This window comes from Streptomyces sp. NPDC002911 (genome assembly GCF_053591835.1).
Map to the genome: position 1 here is coordinate 1 of NZ_JBSFUO010000017.1, position 22,839 is coordinate 22,839.

The following is a 22,839-nucleotide window of genomic DNA, read 5'->3' on the forward strand; positions in this document are numbered from 1 at the left end:
AGAACCCCTCAGCAAGGTTCATCGTCCCAGGTCAGGAAGGCACTTTCGCGTTTCCCCCCCCAAGCCAGGCGTACCCAAGTGAAACGGCGAGGTTAGGGCTTGCAGGGCATGGAGGTCATGACCGTGAACGGTGGGTTGCGGTTGCTGTCGTACTTGAGGCGTGTCTCGATGCCGTTCACGTCGTACGCCTTGGCGTTGGCACCCCCCTCCTGTACCCGGACATCGGGTCCTTCGGGTCCACCGGCTGCTTGAATACGCTGCGACCGCTGGTCTCACCGGGTGTGCTTCGGGGCAGGTCAGCGGGGTGGTGACGGTCCCCAAGGAACTCAGAGGGGCTCTTCGGCCTTTGCGCTGAGCCGCTACCGAAGTCTCCGGTCCCGGGGCTGTCGGGTTCTGCGGTGCAGGCAGCTGAGGTCGGTCAAGGGTGGCTCTCAAGGTGGGAAGGTTTTTCTCATCACGAAACTGCAAGCCGTAGGACACCGACGTCGTGTCCGGCAGGTCCAGCACTGCCGCCCATACCGCACTCGTTATTCCTTTCTGGCACAGGGGAACGTTCCCTGTCCAGGTGGAGTAGCCGTGTCGATGACTGCCTGGAGGTCGAAGACGAGGACCAGCCAGTACCGCTGCAGAATCGCGAGTTCGTGGAAGACCTGTCCGGCGGTTACTTTCTCCCGCTTCATGTCGCCGTTGGATTCCCGCACAGTCAGGACGACCTGGTAGCGCTCGAACGGGATGCCTTTATCTTCCTCGTACTCATGCTCCATTTCTAGTTCAAGTGTTGTGTCGCTCAGGCTCACGATGTAATCCGCAGGCCCGTTCACGGCGGGCCGCAGCCTCCCGCCACAGGCCAGCGCCACGTCTACGACGAGGGCCTCCACAGGGTGTCCGGGGTGGATGAAGATGCTGTGGTGGGAGGTCACGGTCCAGCTCCCTCAGGGATAGGTGATGTCGTAGCCGTCGCCGACGGCCATGCGATCCAGCGTTCCGGCGTCGTCTCCTCAGAGTCGACCGAGGAAGCGCGAACCTGCTCACCTCGGAGTTCTGTTTGCCCAGCCCCGACACGCCCTGCACCACCCCGGAACCGATCACACCACAAACAAGCCGGTGGATCCGCGCTGAACTGAGCCAGAACAAGGAACGGGACAGCCTCCGGGGCCGATCGGCCCCGGAGGCTCTGTTGTCAGCGGTCTTGACACTCGCGGCATACGTCGACCTGCGGCCGGGGATCCGAACCCCACATTTCGTTCTTACGGAGCGAAAGGGGTATAGAGCAAGGCGGTGTCCACGACCTCTTCTGCCGTCAAACCGTCCGTAAAACCTTCCATGTCGGGATGGTGGATGAGATTGAGTACACGAGGATGAGGCACGCTCGCTTCGAGGCTCTCCGCGAGTCTATCGATTTCCTCCTCCGTCCCATGTGTCGCCATGATTTTGCGAACCAGATCGACGAGCTGATCACGGGTAAGGACGCGCGCTTCCATAACACCTCACTGACCTCACTGGTGATAGTTGGGTCCAACACCTCGGCGTGATACCGAGGAGTTAACAACCACCAGGTTGTCCAAATCATAGACGCCGCCATGTTGAATTGGTTTTACGTGGCGGAGGACGTACTTGTTATATCTTCCCAAGGATTTCCCCTGCAGCTGTCCGCCGATCTGTCCTGGGATTTTCCCTGTATTTCCATGGGTTCCCTTCAGTCACCCGCCAGATATATCGGAAAGACGTCCGCCACCTGTTACAGCACCTGGAGAGTTCTTTAGCTTTGTGGCCGTCCGGGTCCCCGTAATGGTGGGGTGACCACTTAAGTCCTTCGGCGCCCAGGGCCGAAGTCTCGGGCTCGAGCGCTTGTCGCCTCCAACCTGTGAGTCCGCCGACCCCGACGAGGGCTACTTGCTGGGTGAGTTCGTCGGCGGCTTGCGCGTACAGGTCGGCGAGTGCGTCGCAGCCGTGCTGGCGGAGCATGTACTCGGCGCGGTAGAGGCGGTAGGCGGGGCGGACGGGGAGGTGCGTGTCGAGGAAGGCGCCGGCGCCACCGTTTTCGCCGGTGAAGGCATTCTGTGCGTCTCCGAGGAACACGAACGGAGACTTGACGACGCCGACGAAGGCGTCACCGAAGATGCCCAGCACGTCACCGACGCCGTCGACGTTGTCGCTTGGGTCCCCCCCCGGGTGTCGTGGTGGTAGTAGAAGACCGCGCCCGTGCCGGTTTTGATGGCGGCGGGCTGGCCGAGGGGGTCGTGGCGGTAGGACTGTTCGACGGTCCAGGCGCTGTCGTACTCGGTGGCGAGGATCGGCAGGATCGGGGCCCTGCATGCCCCGTACGAACCTTTCCTGGACGCCGGAACATACGCGGCTGGAGTCGGGGCGGCGGGGGAGACTCGGAGCGGTACGTACGACGGTCCCGTCGGCGATGTCCTGAGAGGCCCGGACGGTCAACGTGCGAAAATCCACCGTCTGCGAAAAATCCGGAGGAGCCGCTCGATTGACGGATCCCCGCCCCGACGGCCCGGTGCCCCGTAGGCCCAGGTCGTCGCCGTCGCCGTCGCCGTCGCCGTCGCCGGAGCGCTGCGCGAGCGTGGTCTGTGCATCGCCTCTGCCGGGCCTGAGCCGCGTCTCCTCGCCCGGTCAGTCCGACTGCTTCTCCATGTGCTCCAAGACGTGCTCGGAGATGCGGGCGAGCGCTTTGAGCTGACTTGGCGTCAGGGCATCGATGAACAGTCGGCGGACGTGCTCGACGTGCTGGCCCGCAGCCTCTGCGATCGCCTCGTAGCCGGCCGGGGTGGCGACGATGAACGCGCCGCGTCCGTCGTCGAGGCATTCCTCCCTGGCCAGGAGCCCGCGTTTCGTCATCCGCGTGACCTGGTGGGACATTCGGCTCTTCTCCCACTCCACGAGTTTGGCCAGATCCAGCAAGCGCATCCGCCCGCCGCCCCTTTCGGTGAGGCCGGCGAGCACGACGTAGTCGGATGCGGACATTCCGGAGTCGGACTGGACGTGGCGGGACAGCCGTCCGATGAGCTTCTCCTGCATGCGGATGAAGTTGTCCCAGGCGGCTTTCTCTTCCCCGACGAGCCAGCGCGGCGGTGCGTTCATGGAAGCAGTTTAACGAGGTCGTTGGTCGCTCATCTGCTTGCAGGGGCGGTGAGGCGACCTTCGGCGAGGCCGGGCCCGCCGTGTCCGGGGCAACAAGACCCCGGGGTGGCCACCCCGGCGCGCCCGCCGAGGGCAGCGTGATCCGCCGCTCCGTCATCCGGTGGACCAGGCGTGCCTCCACGGGTGCGTTCGCGGGGCCGCGAACAGGGTGAACTGCGACCGCCGGATCGTCAGTTGACACGTCCACCATCGCTGCTAATGTAGGTGACGTGTCAACCACTTGGTCGAGCTGGCCGGCCCTCGATGCCGTGGCTGTGTCGCTGCGGAAGCGGAGCCTGTCAGGGATGGATGCCGACCGTTTCGGCGCGGTGGTTGGCCGACTCGGCCTCAAGGCCGTCTGAGCGGAAGCGTACGGCCGCATTCCGGCGTCGGGATCGGCGGCGTCCGTCCGAGCACCCCGAGCACGCGAAGACAAGTACCCGGAAAGGGAGCCCATGAGCAAGGAAACGAAGTCCGGACTGCAGGCACTGCTGACGCCCGAGGAGAGCGTCGTCGTCCTGATCGACCACCAGCCGTTCCAGTTCGCCAACCTGAACAGCCACGAACCCACGATGATCCTGAACAACGTCGTCGGGCTCGCCAGGGCGGCCAAGGTGTTCGACGTGCCGACCATCCTGACGACCGTGCTGGAGGAGCGCGGCGGCTACATCATCAAGGGGCTGCAGGATGAGTTCCCGGAGCAGGAGCCGATCAACCGCACGTTCATCAACACCTGGGAGGACGAGCGTGTCGTCGACGCCGTCAAGGCGACCGGCCGCAAGAAGCTGATCATCGCCGGTCTCTGGACGGAGATCTGTGTCGCGATGCCGGCGATACAGGCGGCGGGTGAGGGCTTCGAGGTCTTCGCTGTCACCGACGCCTCGGGCGGCGCCTCGAAGGAAGCCCACGACATGGCCGTGCAGCGCATGGTTCAGGCGGGCGTGGTACCGATCACCTGGATGGCCGTGGCGGGTGAGTGGCAGCGCGACTGGGCCCGCGAGAAGACCCTCCCCGGCATGACCGAAGTCCAGCTCCAGAACGGGGGCGCCACCGGCGTCGCCTTCAGCTGGGAGACGCAGCTGCTCGCTTCGGGGCGTTCCGGGAACACCGCCTGACGGTTCGTCAGGACGGCCGTGCAGGGTTCGTCGGTCGCGAAGCAGCTCCGATGTGGGGCTGCCGGGCGGCGTGGCGGCCGGTTCCGTGACCGGGTCGGCAGCCGGTGGCTCCCCTGCTGTCCCGGCAGGTGCCCCCTCCCGGACGGTGCTGCTTCCGGGGGATCGATGTCTCCCGTCGGGCACCGTGCTGAGCGGAACCGGAGAGCCAGTGGTTGGACTGGTTCCGGGTGGTCCACGACGTGCTGCCGTTCCGGTCGGCCGCGTACCTGCTGCGCGCGGGCCTGGTCTCCGGCGGCCAGTCGGTCGACTGGCAGGACCTCACCGTGCTGACGGTCCGGTGCGTGCTCGGCCTCCTGGTCAGCGTGCGGGCACTGGTCCGCCGGGCCTGAGTCGGCCGATACGGACGGCACGCCGGCGCTCGGTCATCGGAGGGGAGCATGGTGCACCCCGGGAACACCGCCCCCGGGCCCGGCGCCGCAGTCGTTGCCCGCATCGGGGAGGAGCACCCTTCCGTCGGCTGGGGCGAAGTTCAGCCATGTCCTCTTGCCGGCAGGTTCGGGTTCCGCACCCGAGCCTGCCTCGTGGCGACCGGTCCCTGGAGAGGCCACACGGCGGTTCCTCTTGGAGAGGAAGGTCTCGCCCGCCGTGACGCTTGTTTGACGCTCCAACCACCTCACTCGGCCGGATGAGGCATGGAAGATAGGTCTGACCTGCGCTTCTCCTGGTGGTCTGTTGCTGCGACATCTGGTGCGGTTGATCAGCCGGGCGTGGCCCGCGTCGGGTCCGGCAGAGTGGAACCGCTGGTTGGCACCGTTGTGCTCGGCCCACTGCTGGTGTCCGCCGTCTCCGCCTCGGCGAGCGCCGGATTCACCCCGGCGAGCATGCCGATCGCGAGGGCCGCCGCCACCGCGGCGGCGACCCGGGCCCATCAACGATGTCCTGGAAGGACGGGAGAAGCCGCACCGTGGGCCGTCATCGATTCGCCCTTTCGTTTGTGGCAGGTCCCCTCAGGTGCGGGTCCAGCGTTGGTTGTTGCCGTTCGAGCAGGAGTAGAGCTGGAGCAGGGTTCCGTTGGCGGTGCCGCCTCCGACGGTGTCGAGGCAGAGGCCGGACTGGACGCCGACGATGGATCCGTCGGAGTTGAGGCGCCATTTCTGGTTGTCGCCGCCCCAGCAGCTGTAGATCTGGACTTTGGAGCCGTTGCCGGTGCCGGCGGCGTCCAGGCACTTGTTGCCGTAGACCCTGAGTTCGCCGACGTCGGTGTACGCCCACTGCTGGTTGGTGCCGCTGTGGCAGTCCCACACGTGGAGCTGGGTGCCGTCGGTGGTGCTGGTGCCGGGCACGTCCAGGCAACGGCCCGAACCGACGCCCTTGATCTGTCCGGAATCCGCGGGGGGCGTGGTGGAGCCGCCGTTGAGTGCGTTGAGGACGGCGGCGTAGGCGGGCTTCTTGCTGCCGTCACCGTTGAACAGCAGCGGCGTCTGCTCCGATCGCCAGGAGTCGGTGTCGCGCACGCCCCAGACGGTGATGCCGAGGCAGCGCGGGACGGCCAGGCAGTCGTTGGTCACGTTGGCGTAGGTCGAGGCCGGGGCGCCCTGGATGTCGAGTTCGGTGATGGCCACGTCGACGCCGAGGGCGGCGAAGTTCTGCAGAGTGGTGCGGAAGTTACTGTTGTAGGGGCTGCCGCTGTTGAAGTGCGACTGGAAGCCGACGCAGTCGATCGGCACGCCGCGCTGCTTGAAGTCCCGGACCATGGAGTACATGGCCTGGGTCTTGGCCCAGGTCCAGTCCTCGACGTTGTAGTCGTTGTAGCAGAGCTTGGCCGCCGGGTCGGCGGCGCGCGCGGCGCGGAAGGCGACCTCGATCCAGTCGTTGCCGGTGCGTTGCAGGTTGGAGTCCCGCCGGGCTCCCGAATTGCCGTCGGCGAAGGCTTCGTTCACGACGTCCCACTGGGCGATCTTGCCCTTGTAGTGGGCCATGACGCCGTTGATGTGGTCGATCATCGCCTGGCGCAGTGTGCTGCCGCTGAGGCTCTGCATCCAGCCGGGCTGCTGGGAGTGCCAGGCCAGGGTGTGGCCGCGCACCTGCTTTCCGTTCTGCACCGCCCAGTTGTAGACGCGATCAGCGGCGGTGAAGTTGAACTGGCCCCGCTGCGGTTCGGTGGCGTCGATCTTCATCTCGTTCTCGGCCGTCACCGAGTTGAACTCACGGCCCGCGATCGTCGTGTACGTCGAGTCGCCCAGCCTGCCCGAGGCGATGGCGGTGCCGAAGTAGCGGCCGCTCTGCGCCGCTGCGGCGCCGAGCGTGCTCTCGGCGGCGTGTGCGGTCGGCGGCGCGACCAGTGCGGCGACCGCACCGAGGACGCCGACGACCAGCGCCAACAGCATGCTGTGGATCTTCCGGCGGACAGCGGGTCTGGGAAGGGCGTACGAGCCCATGACTGTGCCTCCAAGGTAGAAATCACGGAAGGACTGAAGCGCAGGGGATGGCGTCGTCCGCTCCCGTGCGGCAGATGGACGGACGGGGCGGGACGGAGTTCAAGCAGCACGGATTCACCGGACACCGCGGTCATGGGACGGGGCGACCTTCGGCACAGGCACGGGGGTACTCCATCGCGGCTCAGTCGGGGGACCGCCACGCGGCGTCTCGTACCTCTCCAACTGCGTGAAGAGCCAGGATGCGCTGGTGCGAACCTCACCGGAACGAAACGGGGTGGCGCAGGTGCTTCGGTGTGCGGATCTGTAGTGCAGTCGTGCGTGTCTCTGCCGTGCGGCACGGCTTGCCCAAGGCCGGTGCGTTCGAAGTACCGAGCTGTGGCCGGTGTCTCAGACAGGAATGATTGAGGTATTGACGATGCATCGTCAATACTCCCCGCAGGAAAAAGTTTCTGTTCCTCGTCCGAAACTTTCGACATTCGATCTGGGCCAGGAGCTCGCGAACGCGTCGCCCCGCACTGCGCCTTGACCTCGAAGGGCGGTGGATCCCGCCAGGTCTGCGTGGCGCGGCCGGTGGGCCGGCGGGTCGTGCCGGCCATCGATCAGCTGATCACGATGGCGCGCCGGCTGGGCCGGTCTCGTAGGTGCCGGCGTGAACCCTTTGGTGTTCGGGTCGCGCTCGACCACCTTCACCCCGGTGCCAAGTGTGACGCGACTCGGCCATCGGCCGGGGTGACGTGCGACGTTTCGTGGATGGATTTCCGCAATTGTTTCGGCGTCGACAGCGACACATGCGAGAGGTATTGACGCCGTTCACCGGCTCCCTATCATTAAGGTCGCTCGACACTTCGACCCTTGTTCGATATTGCGAACGCGTCGAGTCGCTCCATCGCGCAACAGGGCAGCTCCGGGCCGCACCGCCCGAACGCGGTGCCGCAAGGAGTCGCGGCATGTATATGTCATGCCCGCGCCAACTTCTCGTGTCGCCCTTCGACAGTGCCACCCGGGCGCGCGGCCGTCCAAGCCTCCGTCCCGGGTCGCCCATGCCGGCCGAAGGCGCCGGGCGCTACCGGTCTTTCAGCAGGTCGGGAAGGCCCGGGAAGTCACAGGCGGTATGCCGTGGTGCTCACAGACCGCGGCACACCGCACCACACCGACAGTCCGGGCAACCTTTGACGAGGCGAACCGGAACCGTCTCAAGGCTGAGGAAGTCCCCATGCACAGAGGAAGTTTCAGCTGCAGGCATCCGTCTGCAGTGCTCGCCGCCGTGATCGCGGCCTTGGCCGCGCTGGCGGCGATGCTCGTCGCCACCCCGGCTCAGGCGGCTGCCAGTGGCGCCTTGCGCGGTGTCGGTTCGGGCCGGTGTCTCGATGTGCCGGGCGCCGTCCGGACCGACGGCACGTACCTGCAGATCCACGACTGCTGGAACGGAACCAACCAGCAGTGGACGTTGACGGACGCAAACCAGCTGACCGTGTACGGCAAGTGCCTGGATGTTCCGGGCCACGCCAGTCGTCGATGAGGCTGATCCCCGGGAGCGCGACGTACTCGTCCTGCTCGCCCGAGGCCATACCGACGCGGACATCGCCCCCCGTCTCGTCATGGGGGAGAGCACCGTCGAGTGCCCAGTCAGCCGCGTTCTCACCTCGCTGGAAGTCACCAACGGAGTCCCGGCCGCCCTTCTGGCCGGCGACGCGGGACTCACAGCCTGACAAGCGGCGACGGGACTGCTTCCGATGACCTCGCACGTGGCGTGCGTGCACGGCAGTCAGGGGACGCGAACCACTGCCCTTTCAGGTTGTCGCAGGCTCGATCCAGGCAACCCGTCACCGCGGCCGGCCGGCCGGCCGTTCCACATCAGGCGGGTCGGCCGACGTCCCTCCGCCCGTTGGGCCGTGTCGTCGGCCTTACGATGCGGAACGGGTCGAGGCGGTTCATCGGTGAGCCGGGCTCGGCACGGTGTCACGCCGGTGATCGCGGCCGGGCGGTGCCGTGCCAGTCCAGTATGAGGACAGTGGCGTCGTCCTTGAGGTTGCCCCGGCAGGCCTCCAGTACCGCAGTGGTCAGGGCGCGGACGGCCTCCCTGGGATGCGAGGCGCGGGTGTCGCGCACGAGAGAGGCCAGATCGACAGCAGCGGCACCGCGCTCCTGCATGCCGTCAGTGAGCAGGACCAGGCGGTCGCCGGGGCACAGCTGCAGTTCCTGGAGCTGGTAGGAGGTGGGAGCCGCCACGCCGAAAGGCAGGTTGACGGCGAGCTGGACCTCCTCGACCTCGGCAGCGCCGGCCCGCAGGCGCAGAGGCCAGGGATGTCCCGCATTGACCAGTTCGCAGGTGCCCGTCTCGAGACGGATGCACAGCAGTTGTCCGGTGGCCAGCCCACGGTTGTGCGTCAGCAGGGCCTCGTGCGCGCGATCGGCCTGATGGAGCGCGTTGCAACCGGTGCGGCGGGCGCCGCGCAACGCACCTGTGACCAGCGTGGCCAGCAGGGCGGAGTCGGTGTCGTGGCCCATGGCATCGGTGATGGACAGGTGCAGCGTGTTTCGATCGAGCGTGTAGTCGTAGGTGTCGCCGCCGATGTCGTCGGCCGGGACCAGCCCTGCGGCGAGGGTGAATTGGGGGGCCTCGCAGCAGGAGGCCGAAGGGAGCAACTGGTGCTGGATCTCGGCGGCCAGGCTGGGCCGGGTGGTGCGCCTTCCCGCGTGGTACAGGTCGGTGAAGCGGCGGTCCGTGACGATGATGTAAGCCAGCGCATGGGCTGCGTCGTTGATCTGTCCGAGCACCGCGTCGTCGGCGTTCTGCAATGTCACCTCCAGTACGCCGATGCAGTCGCCGCGATTGGTCACCGGCGAGATCACGCGCCGCCCGCCCTGACCGTCCGGTTCCACGTGCTGGCGCTGGTTGCGGAGAACCGTGTCGTAGATGCTGTCCTGCAGATCGATCCGCTCCGCCGCGTCCGCCCTGTCACCGTCGGCAGGCGCGGTCAGGCGCAGCAGCCGCTGCCCCATGAGATCGACGAACAGGAACGACACACGCTCCGCCCCGAAGCGCTTGCGCAGGTCGTGCGCGATCACGCCGACGGACTCCCCGGGCGGCGCGGACTCCGCGGCGGCCAGAAGCTCGCCAAGTTCCAAATCTCTAGCGTGCATGGCAACCTCCCATCAGTTGTCGCCACTTATTCCCCGGGTTTCGCCGACCTCACCCCTACGTCCGTCACACCCGCCCGGCCACACTGTCCTTCCTGCCGGTCGTCTCCCGGCGCGGCGCGGAGGGCGCGCCCGCAGTCGTCCCCGTCGTGTTTCTCGACGTGAGCAAGCCGGCGCGAGGCCGGGTGAGGCCGGGTGAGGCCGGTCCGCCTACGCTCACGTACCAGGACGGCGAAACGCCCGTCACTCCGGCGTGTCACTCACCCAGGCAGTAGGCGGAAGATGCGGCAACCACAGAACGAACTCGGTGCCTTCCCGCGGGCGAGCCGGGCCCGCACCGAGCCGGCCGCCGCGGGGCTGCCCGCCGGTGGCGGCAGCCGCAGAGTGAAGGGGCTGCGCCGTGAGGAGGTTGCCGTACTCGCGGGGGTGAGCGCCGCCTACTACGCGCGCCTGGAACAGGGGCGCGAACGCCGCCCGTCGCCGCAGGTCGTCGACGCTGTGGGGCGGGCGACGCGGCTGACACCGGAACACGGCCCGCGCGTTCAAGGTCTTCGTCCTTCCCGGAACCGGCCGCATCGAGCTGACCTACCAGACCTTCGACGTCCACGACGCTCCCGGGCAGCAGCTCCTGGCCGGTGTTCCCCTGCCCGCAAGCCCGAGCGCCGAACCGATCGCGTCCCTTGCTGCGCCGGCCGCGCGAGACGCGGTCATCGCGTGACGTCCCAGCGGCGTGGCCACGGCGAGATGTCATGATCGCCACCTCCGCCCGGCTGCTGCGGCTGGTGTCCCTGCTGTCGAGCAGGCCCACCTGGTCCAACACGGAGCTGGCACGGCAACTGGACGTCACGGAACGCACGGTACGCCGGGACATCGACCGGCTGCGTGAGCTCGGCTACGGAGTGGAGTCCGTGCCGGGGCCGGGCGGCGGCTACCGCTTCGGCGCGGGCAACCGCATGCCGCCGTTGAGCCTGGACGACGACGAGGTCTTCGCCGTGGCCCTGGCGCTCAGGGAAGCCGCACACGGCGCGGCACTCGGCGCCGACCCGGCAGCACTGTCGGCCCTGCTGAAGCTCCGGCAGATCCTGCCCGCCCGGATGGCGAGGCGCCTGGCGGGCCTGGACGCCACCGTCGAACACACCCCGCGCTGCGAGACCCCGCGGGCGTCCGCAGACGTGCTGTTGCTGCTGGCCTCCGTCTGCCGGGCGTCCGAGCGCACCACGCTCACCTACCGCGACATGCACGGCACCACCACCGCCCGGTGCGTCGATCCGCACCGCCTGGTGTACACCGGCGTCCACTGGTACTTCGTGGCTCGCGACGTCGAACGCTCGGCCTGGCGGACGTTCCGCGTCGACAGGGTGGCCGGAGTCGAGTCCACCAGGGAAGTCGTCGACGTGCCGGACGCTCCGGACGCCGCGCAGCTGGTCTCCGACACCATCACCCGCACCGGGTACCCCTTCTTCGCCCGCGTCCGGCTTCCGCTGCCCTACGACGACGCGCGACGACTGGTGGCGCCCATCGTCGCCACCCACGAACCCGACGGGCCGGACGAGACGATCATCAGCATCGGCGGATCCGACCCTGACCAGCTCGCCGGATACCTCCTCAGCCTGCGCACACCGCTGGAAGTGCTGTCCCCCGCCTCCGTCCGTGAGGCCCTCCTCGCCCGTCTCGACGCCCTCTACCGTGGGAACGGAGCACCTCGGCCAGGTTCCGGCGAGCAGCCGTAACGGCCGGACGGGTACGGACACGGGACGGACAGAGACCAGGACCGAGGGTGTCCGCATCTGCTCCTAGCCTGGGTGAGAGGCACGGACCGCTGAGCGCGTCGCCGCTCCGGTCGGGCCTTCCCTCCGCATTCTCACCTTCTTCCGGGAGCGTCTCATGGCATCCACCCCTCGCCTGCTGGTCTACGGAGCCACCGGTTACACCGGAAAGCTCGTCGCGGAGCATGCCAGGCAGTCGGGCCTCGACGTCGTCGTGGCCGGCCGGAACCAGGAGCGCGTTGCCCTGCTCGGCAAGGAACTCGGCGTGGAGAGCCGCGCCTTCACGGTCGACGACCCTGAGCTCCTGCGTGCCGCACTCGACGACATCACCGTCGTCCTGAACGTCGCCGGCCCTTTCCGCCACACCGCACGCCCGCTGATGGACGCCTGCATCGACAAGGGTGTGCACTACCTCGACACCACCGCCGAATTCGACATCTTCGCCACCGCGCGTTCCCTGCACACCGAGGCCGCGGCCGCCGGGGTGATGATCATGTCGGGGGCCGGCTGGGACGTCGTACCCAGCGACTGTGTCGCAGCCCACGCCGTGGCGCGCGTCGCCGATCCCGTCAGCCTGCGTATCGCCCTCAAGCTCCTCAGCGCCACCCCTGAGGAGGCCGAGGGTCTGAACCTCTTCTCCCGCGGATCCATCGTCAGCGCCACCGAAGGCATCGGCGACCTGGGTGTGCTGGTCCGTAGCGAGGGGGACATCGTCTCCCTGCCCGAGCCCAGGGCCGCCTCGTTCGACTTCGGGGACGAGGGTCCGGAGGAGTGCGTGTCGGTGTCCATGGGCGACCTGATCACCAGTCACCTCGCCACCGGGGTCCCCTCGATCGAGGTGTACGTGCAGGTCGGCCAGCCGCTTCCCATCGACCTCGACCTCTCCGCTCTCCCCGACGGCCCGACAGCTGAGGAGCGGGAGGTGGGGCGCAGTAAGGTCCTTGCCGAGGTCACCGGCCGAGATGGTGGCGTGACCCGGTCCCTGATCGACACACCGACCGGCTACCGCTTCACCCAGCTGTCGTCCGTGGAGATCGCCCGCCGCGTACTGGCCGGTTCCTTCACCCCCGGCTTCCAGTCCCCTTCGTCCGCCTACGGCTCCGAACTGGCTCTGTCGATCGGGGATTCGCGGATCAAGGACCTTTAGAACACCCCTTCGTCGAGGCGAACGCCGGTATCGACGCCTGCCTCAAGAGGTGGCCACGCTCGACCACGACAGCGTGGACCGGCAGCTCACCACCGCGCTGCACCGTCTTGCGTGACGGGAGGAGACAGGATGCCGTTCGCCGACGAACTCATCAACCGCCACACCGTGCAGAGCCTCACGCGTGCGTGCCATCGGGGCCGCCGCTCCGGATGCCGGGCTCACGGCACTGCGCGCGGCATCCGCACAGTGCGTCCAGAGTCGTGGATGACACCGAGAATCCCCGGAAGGGAACCCAGATGAACGAGACGCCGACGCACCACGGCGAGACCGGACTCGAAGAGGCCGACGACCGGGCACTGAAGGTCCGAGCCCAGTACGAGCAGATCGAGCAGCGCGTACTGGGCAGGACCTGGACCCTGCCCGAGCTCGCGATCGGTTTCACCAACGACGCCGCCTATGTCGGGCGCCTGGTGCTCGCCGCCGAGCGCACCTGGGGCATCGACGGCGACGTGGACGCCGAACTGCGGCACAAGCTGGCCGAATGCCTGTGGTGGGTCTTCGTGCTGGCCGACCGGCTCGACGTCGACATGCCGGAGGCCTACGCGGCCACGATGGACCGCATCGGCGCCGGCCTGGAGCAGACCCTGGAGGGCATGCGGTCCTGAAGGCGGACAAGGGCTCGGCGCCGCCGACCGGCGCGGGAGCCGAGACGCCGCGGCGACGATGTCGGGACGGGCACTCCTGAGCGTTCTGCGGCAGCACCGTCACATGGCCTGGAGCATGTCCTGCACACGGCGCCGCAACGCCTCCCGTACGGTGTCGGGCGCAAGGACCTTCAAGGGGGTGGCCCGGCTGAGAAGGTAGCGGGCAAGGTCGTCAGCGTCGTAGCCGCCGATGTCGACGAGGGTGCTGTCGGGCCCGTCCGGGCGATGGACACCCATCGAGGTGGGGATGAGCCGCACTGCTTCGTCCACGGGCAGGGGCACACGAACCGTGGTGTAGAGCGGGTATGTGCCCGCCGGGATGGAGTCGCAGACCAGTTGTGCGGGGTCGGGCGGATCGGATATCTCCACGGCGCGTCCCGTGGTCCGGATCCGCAGGACCCGGTCGGCCCGGAAGGTGCGCCATGTCCCTCGTGCCACGTCCTGGGCCACGAAGTACCAGCGGCGCGCGGTGTGCACGAGGCGGTAGGGGTCGATCTCACGGATCGTCGTCCGGCCTTCCCTGTCGCGGTACGTCAGGGTGACGCGTTCGCTGCGGCGGCATGCGGCGGTCAGCTCGAGCAGCATGCCGGAGGCGATCTGCGGCTCCTCGATTCGCGGGGTGTGGACCAGGGCGGCATCCATGTCGGCCAATCGCCCGGCGATTTTGGACGGGAGGACCTGCCGCAGTTTCAGGAGGGCCGACAGCGCCGAGTGGTCGCCGCCGAGTACGCCGCCGAGTGCGGCTTCGCGAAGTCCGACCGTCACGGCGAGGGCCTCCTCGTCGTCGAGGATCAGAGGCGGGATGCGAGTACCGGCTTGGAGGCGGTAGCCGCCCCAGGGGCCGGGATCGGACTCGACCGCGTAGCCGATTTCCCGAAGTCTGGCCACGTCGCGCCTGACGGTGCGCTGGTCGACCTCCATTCTCTCGGCCAGTTCAGCGTTGGTCCACGAAGGGCGGGCGGACAGCAGGGAGACCAAGCGCAACAGGCGGGCAGAGGTACTGATCACCTGCGGAAGTCTGCCTCACGACCAGGACTGAACCTGTCCTGGATCAGCCGTAGCGTCTTCTCCATGACCACAGCACAGAACTCCGCACACGAACTCGGCCGTCCGCAGCACCGGATCTGGAGCGAGATGGAGCCGATGCCACTGGGTGACTTCGGTGACCGGATCATGATGTCGTAGCTGCAGGTCAGCCGCTCGGACGCCTCGATGTTCTCTTGGCGGGGAGCGGCCGAGCCAGGTGTGGCCGCAGCCGGCGTCATCAGTGTGCTTGCTGCAGGTCGAGGCTGTCGGTTGCCTTGTCGGAGCGGGTGGTGTGGTGGGTCTCGCGGGCGACGCTGACGGTGATGATGGTCAGGGCGCTCATGCAGGCGATGAAGATGACGACGCCGGTGATGCTGTGGTCGAACCAGAGCAGGAGGGCGGAGCAGAGCATGGGGGCGAGGCCGCCGGTGAGGACGGTGCCGATGTTGTTGGCGATGCCGAGGGCACTGAAACGGACGCTGGTGTCGAAGAGCTCAGCGAAGAAAGCGGGCTGGGAGCCGAGGATGGCGGACTGGCCGAGGCCGAGGGTGACGAACAGTGCGGCCCAGATCGCCCAGGTCTCACCGGTGTCGACGATACGGAAGAAGGGCCAGGCAGAGGCGAGCAGGAGAGCGGCGCCGATGATGGAGACCGGTCGGCGGCCGATGCGGTCGGACAGGGCGCCGAAGAGTGGGACGGTGAGCAGCTTGACGGCTGCGATGGCGGTGATGCCGCCGAGGAGCCCTGCGGTGGCGAGCCCACGGTCGTCGGCGTAGGTGATGGAGAAGGTGCCGTACACGTAGTAGCCGGCGTTCTCGGCTGCTCCGGCGCCGATGACGATGAGCATTTCCTTTGGGTAGCGGCGCCAGGCGGCCAGGCCGCGGCTTTCGGCGATCCGCCGGCGCAGGGGGCGGCGCGTGGGGGCGGGCTTCTCGAGGGTGACTTCGCGCTGGAAGTCGGCGGTTTCGGGCATGGCGCGGCGTACCCAGAGGCCGAACAGAGTCAGGGCGGCGCTCATGAGAAAGGGAATGCGCCAGCCCCAGGAGAGGAAGGCTTCTTCGGAGAGCAGGCCGGTGACGACAGCGAAGGCGCCGGTGGACAGCAGGGTGCCGGTTCCGGTGCCTATGGCGGGCAGTGAGGTGAGCAGGCCACGCCACTTGGGGGGTGCGTTCTCGAAGAGGATGATCAGCGCGCCGGTCTTCTCTCCGCCGGCGGCGAAGCCCTGGATGAAGCGCAGTGCGGTGAGCAGGATCGGTGCGGCGATGCCGATGTGGTCGTAGGTGGGCAGCAGGCCGATGCCCGTGGTTGCCACGCCCATGAGCAGGAGTGTGGCGACGAGGACACCCTTGCGTCCCTTGGTATCTCCCCGTTCGCCGAAGTAGGCGCCGCCCAGCGGACGTGCGAGGAAGCCGATGGCGAAGGTCCCGAAGGCGAGGATCGTGCCGACCAGTGGGCTGCTGCCGGGGAAGAACAGCTTGTTGAAGACGAGGCTGGCGGCGATGCCGTAGAGGGCGAAGTCGTACCACTCGACTGTCGTTCCGAAGATCGCGGCCAGGGCGACGCGCGGCTGGATGAGTGGTCGGTTCTTGGGACGTTGCGTGGGTGTGGTCACTGCGGCTCCTTCGCCACGAGTGAGTGCCACCTAGTGGTACTCACGTTCCGCTGCATGGTGCGGCGATGTTACGGAGGGCTTCATCTCCTGGCAATAGTCCGAAGCGCAAACCCTCGCGGTGCGGACTTCCGCGACAGGATCGCATACAAGCGGTACCACTGGATGGGACGCTTGTGCCATAGCGCGGTTCGGTGGTGTGATGGGAGCGCCACCACTCACCGGGCGTCTGCGGTGAGGTGCATCAGGAGGTGCAGCCCGTTGAACTCGAACGACACCCCGCCCCAGCCCGCGCTGCTGGAGGGCGTACGCGTCCTGGACCTCACCAACGTCCTGGCCGGTCCTTTCGCCGGATATCAGCTCGCCCTGCACGGCGCCGACGTCCTCAAGGTGGAGATGCCGGAGTCGGGCGACCTGGCACGCCAACTGGGCGCCGACCATGAGCTGAGTGAAAACCTGCTCGGCGCGTCGTTCCTGGCCCAGAACGCCGGCAAACGCTCCCTGACCCTGAATCTGAAAGATCCGCACGGCCGTGAGGCACTACTGCGTGCGGCCCGCGAGTACGACGTGCTGATCGAGAACTTCCGCCCGGGCGTCATGGACCGCCTGGGTGTGGGCTGGCAGACCCTGCGCCAGGAAAACCCCCGGCTCGTCTACTGCGCGATCTCCGGGTTCGGGCAGACGGGCCCGCTCCGTGCACGCCCCGCCTACGATCAGATCGTGCAGGGACTGTCCGGCATGATGAGTGTCACCGGCACCCCGGAAGTCAGCCCCTTGCGCGCCGGGTTCCCCGTTGCCGACACCCTCGGCGGAATGGCCGCCGCCTACGCCGTCGCCGCCGCTCTCGTGCGCCGCGAGCGCAGTGGAGCGGGCGCCTACCTGGACGTCTCGATGCTGGAGTCGGCGCTCACCGCGATGGGCTGGGTGACCTCCAACTACCTCATCACCGGGCGGCCGCCCCAGCCCATGGGTAACGAGAACTTCACCGCCGCCCCCTCGGGCACCTTCGCCACTGCCGACGGTCACCTGAACATCGCCGCCAACCGGCAGGAGCAGTTCACCACGCTGTGCCGGTTGATCGGCCGCGAGGACCTCATCGACGACGAACGGTTCGCCCAGCCCGCCGACCGCAAGACGTACCGGGACGAGCTGCGCCACGAGGTCGAGGAGGGGCTGCGTCTACGCACCGCGAAGGAGTGGGAAGAAGTCCTGTCCGACGCCGGTGTACCCGCAGCCCGGGTGCTGTCCGTTCCTGATGCGTTGGGCCTGGAGCAGCTGGCCGACCGGCATTTCGTGCGCACCCTGCCCTTCCCCGACGGGCGCTCCCGCCCCCTGCAGGTGCTGGGAAGCCCCTTCCAGGTCGATGGCGACGCCGTCGACGACACCACTCCACCCCCGATGCTCGGCGAGCACACCGACCAGGTCCTGACCGAACTCGGTTACAGCACAGCTGAAATCGCCGCGATGAAAGAGCGAGGCACCGTATGACCACCCCCGCCGACACACCGAACACCGAACCGCTGCCCGAGGTCAGCGACTGGTGGATGACCGCTGTCAGCCGCATCCGCCCCGACGAGATCCTGCTGCGTGGCTACCCGGTGGAACAGCTGATCGGCCAGGTGTCCTTTCCCGACATGATCTGGCTCATGGTCCGCGGCGACCTTCCCACCCGAGCGGAGTCCCAGCTCCTGCAATCCGCGCTCGTCGCCAGCGTGGACCACGGCCCCCAGGCCCCCTCCATCGCCGCCGCACGCATGGCCGCGACCTGCGGACTCGGCATCAACAACGTGATGGCCACCGGCGTGAACCTCCTCGGAGACGTCCACGGCGGCGCCGGCCAGCAATGCATGCAGGTCCTGGCCGACCTCACCCAGCAGGCCGGCCAGGAGGACGACCTCGACCAGGCCGCCGAGGACCTCGTCGCCGCCTACCGCGAACAGCGCCGCCACATCCCCGGATTCGGGCACCGTTTCCACTCGCACGACCCCCGCCGCGACCCGCTGCTCGACCAGGTCGCCCAGGCCGCCGAGAACGGTGACGTACCGGGCCGCGCCCTGCTGGCAGGCATCGCGTTGGAGCGCGCCCTGGCCAAGGGCCGCAGCCGCCCCGTCCCCATGAACATCGACGGAGCAACCGCCATCGTCTACAGCGAACTCGGCTTCGCACCTGAACTGGGCCGCGGCCTTTTCGTCCTCTCCCGCAGCGTCGGCATTCTTGCCCACGGCTGGGAGGAGAAGTCAGCCGGCGCCCGCATCAAGGGACCCATCCCGCGCCGACTGCTGCCGTCCTACGACGGACCCGCACCACGCGACCTCCTGCCCGAGGACACCGCCTGAGTTCCCGCTGGTCTTTTCGAGAACCGCCGACGCTCCGATCTGGGCGAAGCCGTATCAGCCGCGCGGTGGCGTGAGCCCGCCGGCCGCCGCCGTCCGGTAACCGTGATGCCTGCTCCGGCACGACGACACGGCTCAGACAGCGCTGCCCTCAAGGAACCGAAGCGCCGCCAACTGCCTCGCCGCCTCAGTCAGCACCGGAACACATGCCGCCACCCGCTCCGGCGTGAACCGGTTGCTCGGCCCGCCGAGTGCAAGCGCGGCCACGACCCAGCCGGCGTCGCTCACGACGGGGACAGCCACACCGGCCACCCCAGCCTCACGTTCCCCGTCACTGAACGCCCATCCCTGATCGCGTGCCGCACCTACTCGCGCGGCCAGCACCTGCTCGAATTCCGCTCCCCGCCCTGAGACTTCGGCCACCGTATGCACGAACTCCTGAGGACACCCGGCCAACAGCACATGCCCGGACGCGCCCGCACCCAGCGGCAGCTCCTCACCGATCCGCACGACATGGCGCAACTGCTGCGTCCCTTCGTGCTGCGCCACGCACACCCTTCCCAGCCCCTGCCGGACATAGATCCGGGACGACTCGCCACCCGACCGCACCGATACCTCACGCAGACAACTGACCGCCTCCGGCGGCAGGCGCCACGCTTCCTGCGCCAGCGCCGCCCAACGCAACAGCCCTGCACCCGGGACCAGACGCCCGTCCCCGCGGCTCCACAACAGACCTCGCTGCTCCAACGTCGCCACCAGCCGCACAACCGTCGATTTCGCCAGGCCGGACGCATCAACCAGTTCCCGCACCGTACGCGAACGGTGGGACTCATCGAACAAGGCGAGCAAATCCAAGGCACGCAGCACACTGCGCACGCCGTCCGTGCCCTCGCCGGCTGCCTTCTGCATGAACTGCCTTCCTCTGCTGATGCGACCGGCGCATGCGACCTCTCGTCGGCCACGTGCGCAGACTTGGGTACCCGCCACGGAGAACCATCTGGCGAAGGCACAGTACTGCCAGATGGCACTAGTTCTGCAACGGCCTCGACGCCGGATGCCGCCTCCGCTGACACCCGGCTGTGGGGGCTGGCGCGCAGCGCCAAGAGGCTGTTGCGGGGTGCTGACGACTCGCCCATCCTGCAGCCGTAGCTTCATGGGTGTCGGTCAGCAGGCGGCGCCGGCCCACTCGGTCGGCGCCCGCCCGCCCGCCCGTCTGCGGCACCTGGCCGCATCCTGTGCCCCCGGTCCCGGTGCCGCATCAGGTCGCCGACGGTACGGGAGTGACGTGGCCACTCGCCGGAGCGTTCCTCGTGGGTGTGGGCCTTTTCGCGGACAGGGGGCTTGTCACGGGTGGTCGGCGTGAGCTGTCAATCGCCGTCATCACCGGGCCCCTCCTCGGTGACTCCCCTCTTGTCACGCGAGTAGGGCACGATCTGCACCGGGCAGTGGGAATGGTGCAGCAGCGCGTGAACGACATGGCCGAGTCCCAGGACGGAGACACCTCGCCGCTCGTGGCTCCCCATCACCAGGAGGCCCGCCTCCAGGCTCGCCTCGACGAGTGCGGACGCCGCGGACCGCGCCGTGACCACCTGGGTCTGCACGATGAGACCGGGATGGTCCTCGCGGATTCGGGAGGCCAGGTCTGCCAGCAGCCGTTCGCCGGGAGCCGCGAGCCGTCCGGCCTCCTCAGGCGTGGCCCGGCGGTTGCCGTACCGGGAGAGCAGGTTCCGGACGTTCAGCAGACGCAGGGGACCCCTGCGGGCCTGGGCCTCCCGTGCGGCCCGCACCAGCCATACGGCGTCCTGCTCGTCCCGTACCGCCGCTGTGACCGGCGAGCCGACCTTCGCCTCGGCCTCACCACGCACCACGATGACGGGTGCGGGGCTGCCGACGACCGCTTCGAGACCGACCGATCCGAGCAGGAGGGGTCCGAACCCGCCGCTGCCCCTGCTGCCGACGACGATGGTGTCGCCCGGCCGGGCAGCCGCGTGGAGCGCGGAAACCGGGCTCCTGCGGCTCAGCTTGAGGGTGAGGTCGAGCTCGGGGAAACGGTGCTGTACCTCCTGCGCGACTTCCGCCAGCACGGCGTTGCCGTGGTCCCGGACGTGCTCGGACGTCTCGAACGACGCGAATCGTTCCAGGCGGTCCAGGTTCGTGGCGTGTACGAGATGCAGGCCGCGGTGGTCCCGGGCTGCCCCGGCCGCACCCCAGAGGGCGGCGGCCCGGGCGTGCTCCGAACCGTCCACCCCCACAACGGTCCTCGAACTTTCCGTGGTGCCGGACGTGTCGGTACGCATCACCGCTCCTCGCGCCGTGCGGCTGTCCCCACTCCCACTCTCATGCTGTCACTGCCGGACGCGATGCGGCCACTGCGAGGAGGGTCTCCAGGGGTCGAAGGCCCTGCCCGGTGGACGAACGGCCGAGCCGACAGGGGCAGTGGCGTGGCACCCGCTTCCCGGACGGACGAGCCCGAGGTGGGGGGCGGGAACGGTTGACGGGAGGGAAAACGCGGGCCGGAGTTGAGGCGCTGGCAGCACATCCGCAGTCCGTGTTCGGTCGGTATGCCTGCAAGAAATGTCGTAGCGGAGTCTCTGGGGTTATCGGAACGTGCGACCACCGAAGTGACGGCGGTAGGTCAGCGAGTGGAGGACGGCCCGTGCGCGGCCGTACCCTGCTCGCCGCCGCCGGACCGGCCAATTGTCCGCGAGCTCGCGGCCGCCCCTCAGAGCATGTCCGAGGCCGCCCGGCCAGAGGACGGCCAGGCAGCCGAGGAGGCCGACGGCCTCCAGCTTCTGCCCGCTGGTGCCCGGTGCAGGGGCCAGGATCCCGAGGGCGAATCCGGAACCCCAGCTCCTCCGGGGACAGGCCGGGCAGCGCGCCCTCGAAGGCCGCCAGATACCGGTCGCGGACTGTGTCCTGGGCCGGTCCCGTCCCGTCCAGCTTCGCGCCTCGTCGGCCGGGTCGCTGAGGATCGTCATGATCAGCCGGGACGTCCGAGCGCCCCCTCGTCGCCTTGCGGGGCCGGCCGAACAGCTCGGCGCCTTCACCACAGCCCTGTAGACGTCAGGCGCCTCGCCCCAGGGCGAGGCATCGGCCACCGTCAGTGCGCAGGGGCGGCGGGCCGGCAGCAGGCGTGCCACGCAGTTCACGCCGCCGCTTGATGGACAGGATGATTACGTCATCAAGGAGTCGCGCGCAGCGCGGGCGCGGCGGTAGTGGCTGACCAGCGAGGCGTCGTCGGCGGCCGAGCCGGCCCAGGCGTCGAATGTTGCCCGCAGAGTGGCGGCGACGATCTCGGTGAGAAGGCGCGTTTCGAGTGTTCTCGGTACGACGCCCGCATCGTGGCCGTCGAGTACGGCCAGATAGTCCTCACTCGCCGCCACCTGGGCACGAAGCCGGCCATCGTTCAGCATGAGGGTGCGGGCACGTTTGAGGCGAGCGATGAAATCCGCGCTCGAGGTGGTCAGCGCGGCCAGTGAAGCGGCGACCGATTCCTCGATGTCGGAAAGCGACGCACCCGCGACGAGGTCGGCTCGAAGTCCGTCGCCCAGGACCTGTGACACATGACGTGCCGAGTACAGGACGGTGTCGGCCTTGGTCGGAAAGTAGCGGAACGCGGTACGGATGGACACGCCCGCACGGGCGGCGATCTGCTCCATGGTCGTGCCGGCGAAGCCCTGCGACTCGAAGGCGTCGAGGGCGGCCCCCTCGATCTCCCGCTGCGTCAGAGCGCGACGACGCGCTCGAAGCCCGCCCGGCTCCTGGCCTTCACTCACCCGCACGTCGGACACGCATGCAGCATAAAGTATTCGGCGTTTTGGCATGGACTGCCAACGTGCCTTACCGTGCCTACGTGCATGCGCATGCGCATTCCGACCCGGCCCCCACCTTCCGGTACGCCAACGGTCGGCCAGCTTTTCCACGGCCCTGAGGGCGGGCTGTCGAAGCCGTCCGTCAAGCCCTTCTCGCCGTGTCCTCGGACGGCTCCGACGCGATCTCCTTAGCCGCGACGCCGACGACACCTCGGTCCGCGCCGTGGTCGACTTCTACGGTCCCGCCGACCTCACCCAGCTCCACACCGGCACCGGCACCGGCACCCCGAGCACCGCGGTCAAGGCGTCCCTGCGGCAGTACCTCGGTGGCACCCCGGACACGGAGCCCGACCGCTACCGCTCGCTGAGCCCGTCACCTGCATCGACTCCGAGTCCCCACCGACCCTCGTCGTCCAGGGCCTTCACGACACCGGTGTCCAGCCGGCGGCGAGCACTGGTCTCGCCGACCGGCTCGATGACGCGGGAGTACCCAACGAGATGCTGCTCCTCCCCGACACGGAGCATGCGTTCGACGGCTACTTCGGCGGCTTCGCCAACCAGATCGCACCGGCGCGGATCAGTCGCTTCCTGCAGAAGTACCTGACCGACTGAG

Annotated in this window: 20 protein-coding genes and 3 pseudogenes; 12 read left to right on the forward strand and 11 right to left on the reverse strand. The window is 68.3% G+C overall.

Annotated elements, in window-relative coordinates; translation table 11 throughout:
* Nucleotides 1-527 precede the first annotated feature (527 nt).
* The 4 genes from ACWD04_RS23760 to ACWD04_RS23775 form a co-directional block, all read right to left on the reverse strand.
* On the reverse strand, nucleotides 528-920 hold the full coding sequence (locus ACWD04_RS23760) for a hypothetical protein (protein WP_451135023.1): 393 nt from the start codon (nucleotides 918-920) through the stop codon (nucleotides 528-530).
* A gap of 327 nt (nucleotides 921-1,247) precedes the next feature.
* Complete coding sequence (locus ACWD04_RS23765) at nucleotides 1,248-1,481, reverse strand: bacteriocin immunity protein (RefSeq protein ID WP_451135025.1); 234 nt, start codon at nucleotides 1,479-1,481, stop codon at nucleotides 1,248-1,250.
* Between the two features lie 136 nt (nucleotides 1,482-1,617).
* Nucleotides 1,618-2,130 carry a hypothetical protein gene (locus ACWD04_RS23770; RefSeq protein WP_451135027.1) on the reverse strand — a complete coding sequence of 171 codons (513 nt, stop codon included), beginning with the start codon at nucleotides 2,128-2,130 and terminating at the stop codon, nucleotides 1,618-1,620.
* A 498-nt stretch (nucleotides 2,131-2,628) separates the two neighbouring features.
* A complete protein-coding gene (locus ACWD04_RS23775) occupies nucleotides 2,629-3,096 on the reverse strand; it encodes a MarR family winged helix-turn-helix transcriptional regulator (RefSeq protein ID WP_451135029.1) in 468 nt (155 codons plus the stop codon).
* 494 nt (nucleotides 3,097-3,590) lie between these two features.
* Here ACWD04_RS23775 and ACWD04_RS23780 point away from each other — a divergent pair, with 494 nt between their 5' ends.
* Entirely contained in the window at nucleotides 3,591-4,250 is a 660-nt protein-coding gene (locus tag ACWD04_RS23780) for a hydrolase (RefSeq protein WP_451135031.1), read from the forward strand.
* Nucleotides 4,251-4,462: 212 nt separating this feature from the next.
* Nucleotides 4,463-4,639, forward strand: a complete 177-nt coding sequence (locus ACWD04_RS23785) for a hypothetical protein (RefSeq protein ID WP_451135033.1) — start codon at nucleotides 4,463-4,465, stop codon at nucleotides 4,637-4,639.
* A gap of 618 nt (nucleotides 4,640-5,257) precedes the next feature.
* Here ACWD04_RS23785 and ACWD04_RS23790 read toward each other — a convergent pair.
* A complete protein-coding gene (locus ACWD04_RS23790; protein WP_451135035.1) occupies nucleotides 5,258-6,688 on the reverse strand; it encodes an endo-1,4-beta-xylanase in 1,431 nt (476 codons plus the stop codon).
* 1,213 nt (nucleotides 6,689-7,901) lie between these two features.
* On the opposite strand from ACWD04_RS23790, the pseudogene ACWD04_RS23795 reads away from it, so the two are divergent.
* Nucleotides 7,902-8,198, forward strand: a pseudogene (locus ACWD04_RS23795) (ricin-type beta-trefoil lectin domain protein); the annotation flags it as partial.
* Nucleotide 8,199: 1 nt separating this feature from the next.
* A pseudogene (locus ACWD04_RS23800) lies at nucleotides 8,200-8,397 on the forward strand (response regulator transcription factor); the annotation flags it as partial.
* A 250-nt stretch (nucleotides 8,398-8,647) separates the two neighbouring features.
* Here ACWD04_RS23800 and ACWD04_RS23805 read toward each other — a convergent pair.
* A complete protein-coding gene (locus tag ACWD04_RS23805; protein ID WP_451135037.1) occupies nucleotides 8,648-9,832 on the reverse strand; it encodes a PP2C family protein-serine/threonine phosphatase in 1,185 nt (394 codons plus the stop codon).
* A 279-nt stretch (nucleotides 9,833-10,111) separates the two neighbouring features.
* On the opposite strand from ACWD04_RS23805, the pseudogene ACWD04_RS23810 reads away from it, so the two are divergent.
* The 5 genes and pseudogenes from ACWD04_RS23810 to ACWD04_RS23830 form a co-directional block, all read left to right on the forward strand.
* Nucleotides 10,112-10,399 (forward strand): annotated as a pseudogene (locus tag ACWD04_RS23810) (helix-turn-helix domain-containing protein); the annotation flags it as partial.
* Between the two features lie 10 nt (nucleotides 10,400-10,409).
* Nucleotides 10,410-10,547, forward strand: a complete 138-nt coding sequence (locus ACWD04_RS23815) for a hypothetical protein (protein ID WP_451135115.1) — start codon at nucleotides 10,410-10,412, stop codon at nucleotides 10,545-10,547.
* Between the two features lie 31 nt (nucleotides 10,548-10,578).
* Complete coding sequence (locus ACWD04_RS23820; RefSeq protein ID WP_451135039.1) at nucleotides 10,579-11,559, forward strand: helix-turn-helix transcriptional regulator; 981 nt, start codon at nucleotides 10,579-10,581, stop codon at nucleotides 11,557-11,559.
* 154 nt (nucleotides 11,560-11,713) lie between these two features.
* The gene (locus tag ACWD04_RS23825; RefSeq protein WP_451135041.1) at nucleotides 11,714-12,742 is read left to right on the forward strand and encodes a saccharopine dehydrogenase family protein; all 1,029 of its coding nucleotides are present in this window, start codon (nucleotides 11,714-11,716) and stop codon (nucleotides 12,740-12,742) included.
* A 296-nt stretch (nucleotides 12,743-13,038) separates the two neighbouring features.
* Nucleotides 13,039-13,407, forward strand: coding sequence for a hypothetical protein (locus ACWD04_RS23830; protein WP_451135043.1), 369 nt, complete (start codon nucleotides 13,039-13,041; stop codon nucleotides 13,405-13,407).
* Between the two features lie 99 nt (nucleotides 13,408-13,506).
* On the opposite strand, the gene ACWD04_RS23835 is transcribed toward ACWD04_RS23830, so the two are convergent.
* Nucleotides 13,507-14,454 carry a helix-turn-helix transcriptional regulator gene (locus ACWD04_RS23835; protein ID WP_451135045.1) on the reverse strand — a complete coding sequence of 316 codons (948 nt, stop codon included), beginning with the start codon at nucleotides 14,452-14,454 and terminating at the stop codon, nucleotides 13,507-13,509.
* Between the two features lie 256 nt (nucleotides 14,455-14,710).
* Nucleotides 14,711-16,084: an MFS transporter gene (locus tag ACWD04_RS23840; protein ID WP_451135047.1), complete on the reverse strand. Its 1,374-nt coding sequence runs from the start codon at nucleotides 16,082-16,084 to the stop codon at nucleotides 14,711-14,713.
* A gap of 258 nt (nucleotides 16,085-16,342) precedes the next feature.
* Between ACWD04_RS23840 and ACWD04_RS23845 the strand changes: the two genes are divergently transcribed.
* Together ACWD04_RS23845 and ACWD04_RS23850 are read left to right on the forward strand one after the other, a co-directional pair.
* A complete protein-coding gene (locus tag ACWD04_RS23845) occupies nucleotides 16,343-17,569 on the forward strand; it encodes a CaiB/BaiF CoA transferase family protein (protein WP_451135049.1) in 1,227 nt (408 codons plus the stop codon).
* Complete coding sequence (locus ACWD04_RS23850; RefSeq protein WP_451135051.1) at nucleotides 17,566-18,417, forward strand: citryl-CoA lyase; 852 nt, start codon at nucleotides 17,566-17,568, stop codon at nucleotides 18,415-18,417. The genes ACWD04_RS23845 and ACWD04_RS23850 overlap by 4 nt, the downstream gene beginning before the upstream one ends.
* A gap of 132 nt (nucleotides 18,418-18,549) precedes the next feature.
* Here the strand turns inward: ACWD04_RS23850 and ACWD04_RS23855 are convergent, their stop codons facing one another.
* The 3 genes from ACWD04_RS23855 to ACWD04_RS23865 all read right to left on the reverse strand — a co-directional run bounded on the left by ACWD04_RS23855 (nucleotide 18,550) and on the right by ACWD04_RS23865 (nucleotide 22,205).
* A complete protein-coding gene (locus ACWD04_RS23855) occupies nucleotides 18,550-19,323 on the reverse strand; it encodes an IclR family transcriptional regulator (RefSeq protein ID WP_451135053.1) in 774 nt (257 codons plus the stop codon).
* Nucleotides 19,324-19,781: 458 nt separating this feature from the next.
* The gene (locus tag ACWD04_RS23860; protein WP_451135055.1) at nucleotides 19,782-20,711 is read right to left on the reverse strand and encodes a universal stress protein; all 930 of its coding nucleotides are present in this window, start codon (nucleotides 20,709-20,711) and stop codon (nucleotides 19,782-19,784) included.
* 876 nt (nucleotides 20,712-21,587) lie between these two features.
* Complete coding sequence (locus ACWD04_RS23865; protein WP_451135057.1) at nucleotides 21,588-22,205, reverse strand: TetR/AcrR family transcriptional regulator; 618 nt, start codon at nucleotides 22,203-22,205, stop codon at nucleotides 21,588-21,590.
* Nucleotides 22,206-22,607: 402 nt separating this feature from the next.
* Here ACWD04_RS23865 and ACWD04_RS23870 point away from each other — a divergent pair, with 402 nt between their 5' ends.
* A complete protein-coding gene (locus ACWD04_RS23870) occupies nucleotides 22,608-22,838 on the forward strand; it encodes an alpha/beta hydrolase (RefSeq protein ID WP_451135117.1) in 231 nt (76 codons plus the stop codon).
* The last annotated feature ends 1 nt before the right edge of the window (nucleotide 22,839 follow it).

Coding starts and splice junctions, on each gene's coding strand:
- ACWD04_RS23780 (WP_451135031.1), top strand. CDS start 3,591: ATGAGCAAGGAAACGAAGTCCGGACTGCAGGCACTGCTGACGCCCGAG.
- ACWD04_RS23855 (WP_451135053.1), bottom strand. CDS start 19,323: ATGCAGAAGGCAGCCGGCGAGGGCACGGACGGCGTGCGCAGTGTGCTG.
- ACWD04_RS23850 (WP_451135051.1), top strand. CDS start 17,566: ATGACCACCCCCGCCGACACACCGAACACCGAACCGCTGCCCGAGGTC.
- ACWD04_RS23830 (WP_451135043.1), top strand. CDS start 13,039: ATGAACGAGACGCCGACGCACCACGGCGAGACCGGACTCGAAGAGGCC.
- ACWD04_RS23805 (WP_451135037.1), bottom strand. CDS start 9,832: ATGCACGCTAGAGATTTGGAACTTGGCGAGCTTCTGGCCGCCGCGGAG.
- ACWD04_RS23825 (WP_451135041.1), top strand. CDS start 11,714: ATGGCATCCACCCCTCGCCTGCTGGTCTACGGAGCCACCGGTTACACC.
- ACWD04_RS23820 (WP_451135039.1), top strand. CDS start 10,579: ATGATCGCCACCTCCGCCCGGCTGCTGCGGCTGGTGTCCCTGCTGTCG.
- ACWD04_RS23775 (WP_451135029.1), bottom strand. CDS start 3,096: ATGAACGCACCGCCGCGCTGGCTCGTCGGGGAAGAGAAAGCCGCCTGG.
- ACWD04_RS23765 (WP_451135025.1), bottom strand. CDS start 1,481: ATGGAAGCGCGCGTCCTTACCCGTGATCAGCTCGTCGATCTGGTTCGC.
- ACWD04_RS23860 (WP_451135055.1), bottom strand. CDS start 20,711: ATGCGTACCGACACGTCCGGCACCACGGAAAGTTCGAGGACCGTTGTG.
- ACWD04_RS23790 (WP_451135035.1), bottom strand. CDS start 6,688: ATGGGCTCGTACGCCCTTCCCAGACCCGCTGTCCGCCGGAAGATCCAC.